The sequence below is a fragment of the Shewanella sp. S23-S33 genome, from assembly GCF_043359565.1.
GTDB classification, from domain to species: domain Bacteria; phylum Pseudomonadota; class Gammaproteobacteria; order Enterobacterales; family Shewanellaceae; genus Shewanella; species Shewanella oncorhynchi.
In genome coordinates this window covers 22,879-37,362 of record NZ_JBHFFD010000001.1, presented here as the reverse complement: position 1 = coordinate 37,362, position 14,484 = coordinate 22,879, and the positions used below count along the sequence as shown (strand labels likewise).

Sequence of the window (14,484 nt, the reverse complement as noted above, 5' to 3'; positions counted from 1 at the left end):
GGAAAATACCCATGAAACGCATCATCACAGTAATGTTAATGACTCTTCTATTCTCTTTCAGCGCTAAGGCGACTTCTATGGGGGGGGCGGCAGTTGCGGCCAATCCGAATGATTACGCGTTAGTGTTTTTCTTTCGCTCTGACTGCCCGTTTTGCCACCAGTTCGCCCCGAAACTGAAACAGCTTGCGGCGCAAACAGGCACCTATACCTATGCCTTTTCGCTCGACAACCAAGGGATAGCAGGTTTTGAAGTGCCTATTCCTTCCACGCCAGACATTGCCGCTACTTTCTTTGAGAACCCGCGCAGCGTGACAGTGCCTGCCACATTCTTGATCAACGTCAATACCCGTAAGTTTGTCCGTTTAACGGTCGGGGATGTGACGTCCTCGCAGCTTCAACAAAGTTACCTTCAATCCCTCAATGACCCACAAGTCATTGCAAGCATGCGCTAGGAGCAACTCATGGACACGATGTTGATCATCAATATTTTACTGGCCTTAGCCATTTATAAATTCGTACTCGTCCCAGTGCATGCATTGTTGAGTGCTGTTTGCTTGCGTGCGCTACGCACACTACACCCGCGCCATAACGGCAACATAAGCGGCAGCATAAGCGGTAATACCGGAGGTAAATCATGAAACGCTTAGCACTGACACGCACACTACTGGGCATCACTATTTCATGTTTGCTGACAACCCACGCGCATAGTGCGGGGGTTTCTGGTTCACTAAACGAATTTTTCAATGGCCTAGGCTATGGCACTAACGTGACCAATCCGGGCTCATTCAAAGGCCAAAGCGCCAACTACTACAGCGGTGGCAATTTATTTGTGCGTAGCCCCATTCGCGACGCACAACTGGTGAGTGTGCAAATGCCCAGCATTGCCGCAGGCTGTGGCGGTATTGATATGTTTATGGGGGGATTCAGCCACATTAACTCTGACGCGCTGGTGCAACAAGGCAAGGCTATTATCGCCAACGCTGCACCGTTTGCCGTCGATTTAGCCCTGCAGACGTGGGCACCGCAAATCAAACAGATTAAGGACACGCTAACGGCCATTGCTGATAAGTATCTCAATCAGTCGATCAATTCTTGCGAGAGTGCCCAAGCGGGCGTGTCGGCGCTGGCGGGGTTTGCAGGTGTTGGCAGTCAAAAATACATTTGTGCCACTATGGGCACGCAAAATAACGCCTTTGCGGATTGGGTATCAGGCCAGCAAGAATGCGGCGCGGGCGGTCAAGCTAACAATCAGCTCGATAACGCCAAGAAAGATCCCGCACTAAAAGACATGGTGCGCAAAAACACCAATATTGTGTGGGCCGCCATTTTAAAAAATACCTTCCTTGCCAGTGATCCGACCTTGGCAGAATTTCTCATGTCGATTTCGGGTACGTATATCTATGACGCGACTGGCAATGCGCGCGGTTATGGCTCACTGCTGACCGACAACAATAACCTGATTAATAGTCTGTTAGAGGGCGGCAAAGCTGAAAGCTATCAATGCACCAATCAAGCCATTGACCAATGCTTAGCACCGACACAACAAACGATCACCATCCAAAGTAACCACGGCCTGCAATACCGTGTAGATACCTTGCTCAGAGGCATCGCCAGTAAGATGCAAAACGACCAGCCACTAACAGATAACGACAAGTCGTTGCTGGAATACACGACACTGCCCATCATGACCTTTTTACGCACTGAACTAGAAGCAGGACTCACGCCACAAACCAATACTTACGCCAAAATCATCAGCGTACAGTTTATTACCCTCTATCTGCAAAACATGCTGTCGATTGTAAAGTCCTCTATCACTGCGACGAACAATGATCCCAAAGACATTGATCGTATCGAGCGAGACATTATCAACGCCAACCGCTTTTTAGAAGGACTCACCGCTAAAGCTCAAAATGAGGCCGTATCGCAGCACCAGCTCATTATGCAAAACCAGCAAATCAAACAGCAAATAACCGGCGCCATGAGCGCTAAAGCCAAGGCCAACTTGAATTTTGGGGAGCGATAACCATGGCTGTTGAGATTTTCACATACAGCAACGGTGACGTGGCCAAGCAAGTGATGAATGCCATTGCCGTGCTGTTCAAGTCCGATTCATTTGCCAGCATGATAAGCATCTGCGCACTGTTTGCCGTGGTGGCCACCGCGCTGCACTTTTTCATCAAGCGTGACCATAACGCGATTATGAAATGGTGCGCGGTTTACTTTGCCGTGCCATTGCTTGCCATGAACACCACCGCCACGGTGCAAATTACCGATTTAACCAATCCGACGGGTAACTATCGCGTGGACAATGTGCCCGCGATTGTGGCGTTTCCGGCCTCATGGGCATCGCATTATATGTATGCCACCACCCAAACGGTGGAAGATATTTTTCACGTACCGGATGATCAACAATACAGTAAAACGGGCATGATGTTTGGCTCTGAGCTGTACAAGTTATCCAGACAAAGCGAGATAGAAAACACCCAACTTAAAGGCTATTGGCAGCACTACATCAGCAGTTGTATTCGCGGAGATATGCTACTCAATAATAAATACACATGGAGAGATTTAGCCAGTGCGCCGGATATTTGGGACTTTCTAGCGACTCACAACCCTTCGCCGCTACGGGCGATTCAAATGGGTCCTAATGACTATCCTACCTGCAAAGAAGCCCTTCCGCGCCTCAAGCAGCTATTCCAAGCAGACAGCGCAAAAAGCATCAAGTTACTGGGCAGTTGGATTTATGGTGAAAAGGCTACAAGCCAACAAAGCTTTTTGAATACCAGCATCAGCAGTGGTTATCAAAAGTACGCCAATATCAGTCAAAGCGCGTCGCAAATCACGCTGCAAAACATGACGATTAACGCCCTGCGAAATGGCCTCGCGGATGATGCAGCGGTGAGCAACAACACCGCCGCCGCATTCAACTACGCCTATACACAAAACAAAATGCAAACCACATCGATGTGGGCGGGAATGGCCCTGCAGGCGCGCGAATTTTTGCCCATGCTGCAATCAATTTTGTTTTTGCTGTTTAGCTCTGTCGCCTTTTTAGTGGTGGCGATTGCCATGATCCCCTCGCTCACGTTTCAAGTGTTCGGCAACTATTTCAAAGGCTTTATCTACCTTGGCACATGGCCGGTGATGTTTGCTCTCATTAACTTCATCATGACCACACGCTTATCCCTTAACGCCACCGAAATCACTAACATTTACGGCGGGATCACCTTAAGCAACGTTGATCCCTTACAAGAAATGCATTCCCGCTATGCGGCCATGACCGGCTTTTTAATGATGAGCGTGCCAACTGTGATTGTGCCGTTAATCATGAAAGGCGGCGCGTCGGTAATGAGCAGTATGTCGCATCAGTTCGCGGGCATGATGAGCAGCGTTAACGCGCGCACCTCTGCGAGTGCGGCAAGTGGTGATATCAATTTGGGTAACGCTCAGGTGGATAACTACAGCTACAACAACACCAACGGCAATAAAATCGACACCACTGGCGTTGAACGTATTCATGGCAACACCAAGCAAGATGCAACTGGCTATGAAACCACCACCTTTGATGATGGCAGACAAGTCATTAATGGCCAAAATGCTTTAAGCCGTAGCTTGCCAGTGAATATCAGCAGTAACGATGTGGTCTCAAACTCCTTATCGCAATCTGGATCAAACGCGATCAGTGCGAGCAAAATTGAGAGTGAGCTAGCAAGCGAAAGCCTCGCCACCGTCAAGAATGCCGCACTAAGTCAAATGAGCGGGGTCAATACCTCGAACAGTTATGGCAGCAATAGCGCCACCGGCGATAGCGGCACCCATAACAAAGGCTTCGCAGATATGCGTAGTACGGTTAAGTCTTTTGCTAAGGACTTCAACCTGACAGAAGACCAAGCCACAAGTACCTTATTATCAATGTATGTCGGAGCAGAAGCAGGGGTGAAACTCGGCACACCTGGGAGTGGATTTCTTGGTTCTAGTGCGCACGTATCCGCCAATACTGGCACTAAAGGCTCAACCGATGATGTCAGCACAGCCCGTACCAGTGAAAGCGAACGTGACAGTCTACAGCAAAGCTACCTTGACCAGTTCAGCGCTAACGTTAACACCGTCAAATCCTATAACAGCGGCGAACAAGCCAGTACAACCAACAGTAAAAACGAAGGTGAAACACAAACCTTCCTACAAGGACTTAACGAAGCGACTACCCACGCCAAAAACTCCCAATCCCAGCTCACTGAAGCCCAAAGCTACACCGATGCGGCTAATCGCGTGAAAAGTGGATCAACCAGTATTAGTCACGATTTAAATCAAGACTTTGTGGAGTTCGTTCAAAACTCAAGAAAAAATGGTGATTTCATGGAGGTGATCAGGGGGCAAACGCCAGAAATGCAGCAAGAGCGAACCAAACTTGCGGCTGAATTTACGAACAGCCCTGAAGTCAAAGCGATTGCTGAGCAGTATAGAAACGAAGCCTTACCGCAAAACAGAGATGACATTGTGCAAGCTCAGGAGCGTTACGCTGCTGACATTGATGTCAATAAACAGCAATCACCACATTATGCCCCTGCGCCGCTCAATGAAAGTCTTTATCAAACGGGCGAATTTGAGCGCATCCAAGGCCATGCGGCGCAAGGCAACGCGGAAATTAGACAAGATGTGTTGCACGAAGAACAGACTCATAACGCGTCTAGCGTCCCGAGCATTGATATGGAACAAGCCCGTGCAGACGTAAAAGCGGCGCACGCCCTAATACCACCAGACAGTCGAAGTGATGATGAAAAAATGGCAGAAACAGTGCGTCAATCAAGTCCCTTTAATACAGGACCAAAAATGTGATAATAGCCATGACTTTCAATCACAAAGAGATAACCTCATGAACATCATTAAAACAGGTGCACTGTTGCTGTGTTTATTAAGCTCACTTGCTCAGGCTGATACCACCCTGTTTGGCCTCACCTTGGGCAAATCCACGAGGCAAGAGGCAGAGCAAACCTACCCCCCCCAATACAAAAATACCCAATCAAGTTTACCTGATAGTTGGAATTATTATCGCGTTGATGGCAAGCAGTTTAATGAGCCTCAGCTTAAGTATGCCACCCTCTATTTTGATGACGCTCAAACATTAGGAATCATCCTGTTTACCTTCCCGAGCTCCTTAGAAAAGTATAAGGCGCTTGAAGAACAACTTAGCCGCCAATACCCACGCATAAAAATGACCCCCTTCGTATCGGAACCATTACGGCTTGCTAAAACCGAGTATCAAAATGACACCACGCATGTACTACTAGATTACAGCGATTACGGTACCTACTTGTCCTTTACTGATCTCAAATATCGCGCAGCCGCCCAAAAACGCCTCGCTGAAAAGAAAGCCCTCGAAGCCAATAAACCGAAAAAGGAACCCTAGACGTGACCTTAAAACATGACACTCCCCCCACTCAAGGGGGGGTAAAAAACATTTACCGCGCCAATCGATCCATTATTCATTGGACGATACTTGGCATTATGGTGATAACAGCACTGTTGTGTTGGCTACTCCTTGGTAAAGACACCTTACTGGGGGCGTATTATTACGCACTATATAGTGGACGCGCGTTATTGCAGCCAGCCGCAACGATGGTGCAAACACACTGGCAAGGCGTGATATACACCAGCACGCTAGGCGAGCAAGTACATAACCCCGTCTTGGCGGATATGTTTACCTTATTCACCACATGGTTTGCCATCATCTTCGGGGCTTGCACCACCCTAGGGTTGATTTTCATGGCGACCGATCCACGCTTTCGAGTTAAAGGAAAACCATTATCGATACTGAATCGCACCCTTGTATCAGTTGGTTTATTGCTTGCCTTTTACTCCACGTTGACGACGGTGTGGCAACCGAGCTACCCACCCGTGCTCACCACTTTTGCCACCAAGCACCTCGTCACACAAACACCCCTTACCTCGACGCCAAAGCAAACCGCCTTTCATTGTGATGGCCGCACACATTGCAGCCAAATGAACTCAAGAGCAGAAGCAGTGTATTTCATTAACCATTGTCCCAACACCAAAATGGATGGCGACAATAACGGCATTCCTTGTGAAAACGACAGTCGCTGGTAGTAGGTAAGGAACCTTAATCATGACCTTAAACCCCAAACGTACTAAAGGCAGTAACTACACCCGTGGTGGCCAGATTTTATTTCACAATTTGCGGATGTTTCTGCAGATTAACGCCGTGCTTATACGCTGGACGTGTTATGGCGTGCTCATCTTAACAGCGCTGCTATGCTATCTCTTCCTTGATAAAGACACCTTAACGGGCGCTTATTATTATTGGATAAACCAGACAGTTAGCGTGTTTAGACCAGAAAGCCATGTCATGCAAACTGAATGGCAAGGCACTGTCTATACCAGTACGTTAGGGTCTCAATTAGAAAACCCAATACTGATTGCGGCCAACAGCCGCTTTTGGTTATGGACACAAATTTATCTCCTTATAAGCTGTGTGATTGGCATCGTTTTTCTGTCCGTGGCCATGTGGTATTTCAAGAAAAAAGGGGACGAGCAAACCGAGGAACACTTTATTCGGGGGATGCAAAAAGCCACGCCGAAGGAATTAGCAAAACAGCTTAAAAAGGACAAGCGCCAGTCCGATTTCAAGCTCGATGGCATCGGTATTTTCAAAGAACGCTTTGAAGTACAACACTTGTTACTCGATGGCACCACGGGCGCGGGAAAGTCCGTGGCGCTGCGTAAGTTTTTAACGTGGATACGTGAACGGGGCGACAAAGCCATTATCTATGACAAAGGCTGTACCTTTGTCAGTAAATTTTATAATCCGGCAACGGACGTACTACTAAACCCGTTTGATGAACGCTGTGCTTACTGGGATGTGTGGTGTGATGCGCATGAACCCTCAGATTTTGAGAACATGGCAAGTGCGCTCATTCCCCAACACGGCGAGGGCGATCCATTTTGGGTGCAATCTGCTCGCACCATTTTTTCATCTACTGCATTTAAGATGCAAGATGAACCTAAAAAGAATCAAACCACTGAACGACTGCTTGAACTCATGCTGACCAGCGAGCTTGAGTCCTTAAGTGAATACTTAAAAGGGACCGAATCGGCCTCACTGGTATCAGATAAAATCCAAAAAACGGCGATATCCATTAAATCGGTCCTCGCGGCCTACATCAAATCATTACGATTCCTTGCCGGACTGGATGAAAAGGATGAACAGGGAAAACTCCTGCGCCGCAAATTTTCAATTCGTGAGTGGGTGAAAAACGATGCAGAAAATGGCTTTCTATTTCTATCCAGTAACGCACAGCAACATGCTTCATTGCGGCCACTGATCTCAATGTGGCTATCCATTGCCTCGACCGCCATTTTAGAACAAGACGAAGATCCGGACCGCAGAATTTGGGTGTTGATGGATGAAGCACCAAGCTTGCACAAGTTACCTGAACTTGCCGAAACAATCGCAGAAGTGCGCAAGTTCGGCGGCTGTTATGTCATAGGTATTCAGTCTTTTGCGCAGCTTAAAAAAGTCTATGGCGAAAATGCGGCACTTGAAATGTTCGACTTGCTCAACACTCGCTTATTTTTCCGCTCACCCTCTAACGAAATGGCCAAAATCTCGTCTCACGATTTAGGTGAGCAAGAAGTCGATGTTTCTAAAGAGCAATACAGCTACGGCGCTAATGAAATCAGGGATGGCGTATCACTGGGCCATCAAACCATTACCCGCCCTGTGGTCACGCCCTCTGAAATCATGCAGCTTGAAGATTTACAATTCTGGCTACGCACGCCTGGCAATTATCCCGTGGTAAGAGTGGATTTAGTCTTTAACCAAATGCGCTCACTGTGCGCCCCGTTTATTAAGCGGGATTACACACCATCTGAGAAAGTGAAGAAATTAGAGATAAGCCTTAACTATCACCAATTCAGCGCGGCACAACATCTCGATAAGGCCGATAAAACCAAGCTCCAAAGCATTCATGACACCATGTATGAAGGGGATGAAAACAATGATGAACGCAGCGCGGAAGCACAGCGCATGACCAAACTTGCTGAAAAAACCGATGCGGTCGCCCAAAGCCTCATCGATGCGAAAAAGGCCAAACCGACTGAGTTAGCGCTCAAGGATGCCGAGAAGAAAAAAGCCGCTGAAAAACAAAAGGCCAATGACCAGCACATTGAGGATGCACAGCGACTTGAAGAGCAACAAATAGCCTCAGTACACGAAGAAATATCGCTCGACTAAAGGAGCTAAAACGATGACCTCATTCAACACCACGACACGAGTGCCTGAATTGTCGGCGAAAAAGCCCTCACGTAAAGCCTCTAAAAATGACCATGAACGGATGAACGTCATGCGTCGAATTGAAGCCATCAAGGAACTCAAAGCGCTGGGCTTCACGTCTGACGAAATCAAAGCCCAACTCGACTCAGAATAAACCTACCGGATTAGTTCACCTCGTGCCCCGCGCGAGGTCCCTCTAAAGGAATATCATTATGCTTTCCATCAGTCCCATTGCGTCGAGCGCTGGCGGCGCGGCCAGCTACTACCTCAGTGAAGAAAAGAACCTCAATTTACCTGACGTGTCGTTAGAAAAAGCAGCGGACGCCAAAGAAGGGGAAACCAACTATTACTTGAAAGAGCAGAGCGCCGAGCCCAATACCCAATGGTTTGGCAAACTGGCAGAGCAAGAGGGAATGTTAGGTAAGCCCGTTGAAGAACATCAACTCAAAGAGGTGTTAGCCGGTAGCCTGAACGACCAAACGCTTAAAACCCAAAACAGCAACGCCCGCAACGGTTTTGACTTTACCTTTTCGGCGCCTAAATCCGTCAGTTTACTTGCACTCGTGGGCGGCGATAAACGCTTAATGACAGCGCACGATGACGCGGTAAAATTCGCGTTATCGCATATCGAGAAAGATGCGGCGCAGGCCAGACAAACCAACCCTGATACCAAAGCGACCTCTTTTGAAAACACGGGCAATTTGCTGTTTGCGATGGTGCGCCACAAAACCAGCCGTGAAGAAGATCCGCAGCTGCACACCCACTCACTCACCGCCAACATGACCAAGGACAGCGAGGGCACATTGCGCGCGCTGGCAAGCAGCTTTAAACAAAAAGGCGGCATCATCAATGGCACAGGTGAGCGGGTTTATAACCATCAAAAATACTATACCTCGCTCTATCAAAGCGCCTTAGCCCGCAGTGTTGAACAAGCGGGCTATCAAACTCGTTCACTGGGTAATAATTTGTTTGAAGTGGAAGGTGTCCCTCAGTCCTTACTCGATACATTTTCAACCCGTAGCCAGCAAATCAACGAACAAACCCAAAGCTTAGGTTTAGACTCACAAGCAGCGCGGGATGTGGCCGCAAAGGACACCCGCAAGAGTAAAGCCTATACCAGCGAAGCCACCTTGTTTGAGCAATGGAAAAACAAAGCCAATAACAGCGGCTTTAACCTGACAGGCTTTGTAACAAACAGTATGTCACGAGAGACTTCACTCAATGCGTTAGCGCTCAAACCCGCTGCTATCGATGCGGTGAGTCGCGCGATTGAGCATGCCAGTAACACCCAAAACCGTTTTAATTACGCGAAATTAGTGGAATCAGCCACGCTTGAATTTACGCAAGGCCAGAAGCTCGATGCGCTCGATATTAAATTGGCACTCGATAAGCACATTGAAGATGGCGCACTCATTCCGCTTGATAAAGAGTCTGCAACCTTTACCAGCGCCGCCCACCTCAAAGCAGAAACCAACCTGCTAGAGAGTATCAAGCCCAAAACGGCCAACATGCGCCAAGTGGTCGATACCAACACGCTTCAAGGCAAAGGCTTAAATGCGGACAACCAAAAGAAAGTCTCTGAACTGTTCGCCAGCACAAAACAAGTTAACCTAGTGAACGTCTTTGGTAGCAGTGAACAGCTCGCGACCGCCCTGCTCAATGTCGGTGAAGCCAACGGTAAACGTATTCACATCATTACCCCTGACATGAAAAGCAAACTGCAAACCAGTGAACGAGTGCAACGCGATTCATCGACTGTGGTGAAGTGGATAATGAACCACTTCAAACCCGACCACACCCATACACTCAGCAGCTTTACTAAAACAGCCAACAACACTAACCGCGATATTTTAGTGGTTGAGAACGCCAATAAACTCGGACTCAACGACTTCAATGCCCTGCTCGCGCAAGCTAAAGCGGGCAACAGTAAAGTGATTTTGCTCAATCACGCCAATGCCAAGCAAGGCATGAAAGCCGGTAACGCTATTGAGGTACTTAAAAAAGGCAACGTAAACGAAAGCAACTGGGTCGCCACCAAACAAAGCAACACCGCCATGCGACTGCATGAAAGCAAAGACAGTGACAGGGTTAACCTGATTGCAAAAACTTACGCGCAACTGCCCGAGAAGCAACACACCCAAGTCATTGCGGGCACCCATAAAGACGTGAAGCAGCTTAACAGCGCGATCCGCGCAGAACTGCAAAATCAAGGCGATGTATCGCGCCTTGGGCTCAACATCCCTACCCTTAATCCCGTGTTCTTATCCGCGCAGCAACGGGAAGTCGTCGGCCAGTACACCAAGGGCATGGTACTCACCCAATGGCAAAAAGTCGGCGGCCGCAATCAACAGCAGCAATTGACGGTGGACAGTGTAAACCGCGATAACAACACCCTCACGCTGATAGACAAAAACGGTAAAGCATCTGAGATTAACCCCAGCAGCAAAGCCTTTAAAGCCGCAGAGTACGCGATCGCTAAACCGGACAATTTACATATCGCCAACGGCGACAAACTCATCATGGCCACAAACCATCAAGACAGTGGTTTGAGCAAACAAATTTATACAATCAACGCCCTGTCCAAAGAATGGGTCACGCTCAAAGACGAAAGCGGCAAACAGCACAGCGTTAAAGCCAGTGCATTGCACCATGCGCCGCTCAATCATGGTTACGCCACCACGCCAAGCAATGCCAGCCCTAATGCAAGTCACCACATCGTCAACATTAAAGCCTATAGCGCCTCAAAAGAGTGGTTACATGACACGCTGACACAAGGCATCAAACACATCGATATATTCACTGACAAGGCACAACAATTTGATGACCGATTAGAAAAAAGTGAGGTGAAACCATCCAGTATTTCGCGCATCATGCAAGCCGCTGACATGCCAGAAAAGTTCGTGAATAGCCAAACCACGGCCCTGCTCACCCAAGATGTGACCGCAGCACTGAATGCCATTGGTGCCCAGCATCAAGACAAAGGGCTTATTCACAATGCCGTAGATTTTGCCATCCAGCACATTAGCGAGAAAGAAGCCGGTTACTCACAAAAAGAGCTGATTGTTAATGCGATCAAGTACGCATTTGAGGAAAAAGGCACCAGCATTACCCAACATGAAATCATCAACACCCTGCAACACATGGCCACGAACAGCACGGATAAAGGCGCGCCCTCACTCCTAAGCGCCGAATACCACGACGGCACCCGCTGGACAACCCAAGCCGCTATCGATACCGAAGTGCGTATTTTAGACAGGCTGCAAGCGGGCAAAGATCAACTTGCGCCCCTTACCAGCGTTGAACACGCCGCGCAGGTACTCAGTCAAAATCAAAACCTGACCGATGGCCAAAAAGACGCGACCTTGCTGATCACCACCACCAAAGACCGATTTGTGGGTGTTCAAGGGTTAGCGGGTACGGGTAAATCGACCATGCTTGAAACGGGTATCGATCTTGTTAAACAAAGCGAATCCATTCTCAACACACAACCCAATAAGACACCGACACAATTCATAGGTCTAGCGCCGACACACGCCGCCGTTAACGAACTCAAAGACAAGAACGTCGAAAGCCAAACGGTGCAATCACTCCTAAGCAACTTTTTAAGCCAAGATGCGAAACCGGACCAATACGCCAACACCGTGTTCTTGCTCGATGAATCCTCGATGACCAGTAACGCCCAAATGGATAAATTTACCCATTTGATTGAGACAACAGGCGCGCGCGCCGTGTTCTTGGGTGACACTAAACAGTTAACGTCCCAAGAAGCGGGTAAACCTTTTGAACTCGCGTTAAACAAAGGCGCAATCAATAGCGTCACCATGAAAGACATTGTGCGCCAACAGAACAGCACGCTACTGAGTGCAGTACACAATATTGTCGATCGCCAAGGCGAAAGCGCTATTGATAAAATTCAGCAACAATTACCCTTTGATCAATACACCGCGAACGACGCGGTAACGCCCGAAAAGCAGGCGACCGCTAACATCAATCAAAGCTTAAATATCATTTCAACTTTGCAGTCGATAACCGATAACCCGAAGAAAAACCAGCAACTGGCGACCGAAGCCCTGCCCGCCACAGTGGCACTGGAATACTTGGCCAGAACACCTAAAGCGCGTGAAAATACCCTTATCATTGCGTACACCAACAAGGAACGCGACGACATTACCCACGAAATCCGCCAAGGGTTACAGCAACAAAAAAGCCTCAGTACCGAGCAATTCACCGTGCCGAGATTACGCGGAGTTCATGCCAGTAAAGCGGAATTGGCGACCATGTTGCCTTATCAGCAGGGGTTAATCCTGACGACCAGTAAAGACAGTTATTTTGAAATTATGAAGGTCGATAAACTCAATAATATGCTCACCCTCGCGGATATGAAAACCGGCGAGGAAAAGCATTTCTTCCCCAAAAATCATGGCCACAAATTCACGAACCTTTGGGCTAAGAGTGAGCAACCTCTCGCAGAAGGCGACAGTATCATGCTCCGCAAAAGCGATATTGACCGTGAAATGCAGGGCAACAAAACCTATACCGTTAGCCGCATTGACGATAAACAAATGCAGCTCAAATCCACGGATAACCACACATTAACGCTCTCAACCAAAGAGTTGAAAGATGCTCATTGGGATTACGCATACACCCGCACCGCCGATATGGCGCAAGGGGCAACCTATGAGAATGTCATTACTGCGATTAAGGGCCAAGGTGCATTAACTAACGTAAGGCGCGCGTATATCGATATCACCCGTGCCAGTAAGCACGTAAAAATCATCACCGATAACCCACAAAAAATGATGCTCTCATGGGTCAATAACGATCCCAATAAAGTCTCTGCACTTGAGACAAGAGATAAGTATTACCCTGAACATACCCCGCTATTTAATGACAAACCCTTGCCGCAGGAAAACCCAAAGTACCTCGATGTGAATGGATATGTGGATCTAAAACGGATGGCCACCGAGCTAAATGCCAAGCTTCCAGCCTACAGTGAATCACTTGCAACGCAGCTTTTAGGTGAGCCGAACCGCGATAAATCAGACAAAGATAACCTGACATTTGGCAAAGAGGGGAGCCTAACATTGACCACTACGGGCCAATATCGTGGCTATTTTAAAGACTGGAAAACCGGCGATAAAGGCACCTTAATTAACCTGATTATGGTCGCTGAAAAATGCAGTTATAAGGATGCACTTTATAAAGCCGATAAAATGATGAACGAACCCGATAAATATAATCTGGTAAAAAACCCACAGCATGATGAATTAACACATGCCATTCCGGTTAAGCAAAGCCAATTAGAAGCGCGCGCGAAGCAATACTTTAACGAAGCTAAACCTATCGAAAACTCGCTCGCACAGACGTATTTAAACAAGCAAGGTATCGAGGTTAAGCAGCATGAAAACTTACGCTTTCACGATGCCGTTTATTCGTCAGAAAAACGTGGGACCTTCCCCGCATTAATTGCGAACATCACCAATGATAAAGATGAGACTAAGGCAGTAGAAATTACTTACCTTGATAAATCCAGCGGTGACATTGCAGCGCTTAAAATAAACAAGCGCATACTCGGCTCTAAATCGGGGAACAGCACGACGATCAACAAAGGCAATAATTCAGACTATAGCATTGTCGCTGTCGGCGTAGAGAATGCGCTTAAGATAAATGCTGACAATAAAAACGGGGCTGACGTTATTGCGCTAAACAATAATAATGACACTAAAACATTCAATACAAATGAATTGCGCGAAAACGTGATAGTGGTACTTGATACTAATAATTCACAAGACACTGCAAAACTGGCTAATGACCTTACGGATAAATTCAGCAAGGAAAATATACATGCGGTAATTATTGAACCCAGCCTGATACCTGACGGCTTAAACAAAGTCGAAACGACAAAGCAATTAGTCAATGAAGCGATTCATAGCATAACGACAAAAGACAATATACTATCTAAAGCCATTCAATCACTGAGTAATGACATTGCAGGTACAAAAAATATCACGATGAAGGATGACAGCACTAACGTAGCAACGAATAAAATAAAGCACGATGAACACTATCAACATTTAGCAATGGATAGCCACCGTTCAACGACGAAAGAATACTCCCCCAACATCGACAATCCTAAATTGGATATTGGGGAAAAGACCATGTAAACACCAGAAAACAAGGCGGTTAATTACAAC

At 47.5% G+C, this 14,484-nt stretch carries 9 protein-coding genes; all 9 read left to right on the top strand.

Annotated elements, in window-relative coordinates:
- Positions 1–38 precede the first annotated feature (38 nt).
- Genes trbB through traI form a run of 9 tightly spaced genes read left to right on the top strand, consistent with a single transcriptional unit; the run spans position 39 to position 14,454 of the window.
- Positions 39–452, top strand: a complete 414-nt coding sequence (gene trbB, locus ACHA99_RS00215; RefSeq protein ID WP_393940215.1) for a type-F conjugative transfer system pilin assembly thiol-disulfide isomerase TrbB — start codon at positions 39–41, stop codon at positions 450–452.
- A 9-nt stretch (positions 453–461) separates the two neighbouring features.
- Positions 462–638: a hypothetical protein gene (locus tag ACHA99_RS00210; RefSeq protein WP_173242410.1), complete on the top strand. Its 177-nt coding sequence runs from the start codon at positions 462–464 to the stop codon at positions 636–638.
- Complete coding sequence (locus ACHA99_RS00205; protein WP_393940212.1) at positions 635–2,023, top strand: conjugal transfer protein TraH; 1,389 nt, start codon at positions 635–637, stop codon at positions 2,021–2,023. Before ACHA99_RS00210 ends, ACHA99_RS00205 begins: the two co-directional genes overlap by 4 nt.
- A 2-nt stretch (positions 2,024–2,025) precedes the next feature.
- A complete protein-coding gene (gene traG / locus ACHA99_RS00200) occupies positions 2,026–4,836 on the top strand; it encodes a conjugal transfer mating-pair stabilization protein TraG (RefSeq protein ID WP_393940209.1) in 2,811 nt (936 codons plus the stop codon).
- 37 nt (positions 4,837–4,873) lie between these two features.
- A complete protein-coding gene (locus tag ACHA99_RS00195; protein ID WP_393940206.1) occupies positions 4,874–5,407 on the top strand; it encodes a hypothetical protein in 534 nt (177 codons plus the stop codon).
- Positions 5,408–5,409: 2 nt separating this feature from the next.
- A complete protein-coding gene (locus tag ACHA99_RS00190; RefSeq protein WP_393940204.1) occupies positions 5,410–6,105 on the top strand; it encodes an excalibur calcium-binding domain-containing protein in 696 nt (231 codons plus the stop codon).
- Between the two features lie 19 nt (positions 6,106–6,124).
- Positions 6,125–8,251, top strand: a complete 2,127-nt coding sequence (gene traD, locus ACHA99_RS00185) for a type IV conjugative transfer system coupling protein TraD (RefSeq protein WP_393940202.1) — start codon at positions 6,125–6,127, stop codon at positions 8,249–8,251.
- A gap of 13 nt (positions 8,252–8,264) precedes the next feature.
- Positions 8,265–8,444 carry a thyroid hormone receptor interactor 11-like protein gene (locus ACHA99_RS00180; protein ID WP_393940199.1) on the top strand — a complete coding sequence of 60 codons (180 nt, stop codon included), beginning with the start codon at positions 8,265–8,267 and terminating at the stop codon, positions 8,442–8,444.
- Between the two features lie 58 nt (positions 8,445–8,502).
- Positions 8,503–14,454 (top strand): conjugative transfer relaxase/helicase TraI, encoded by a 5,952-nt coding sequence (gene traI / locus ACHA99_RS00175; RefSeq protein ID WP_393940196.1) that lies wholly within the window; start codon positions 8,503–8,505, stop codon positions 14,452–14,454.
- Positions 14,455–14,484: the final 30 nt, after the last annotated feature.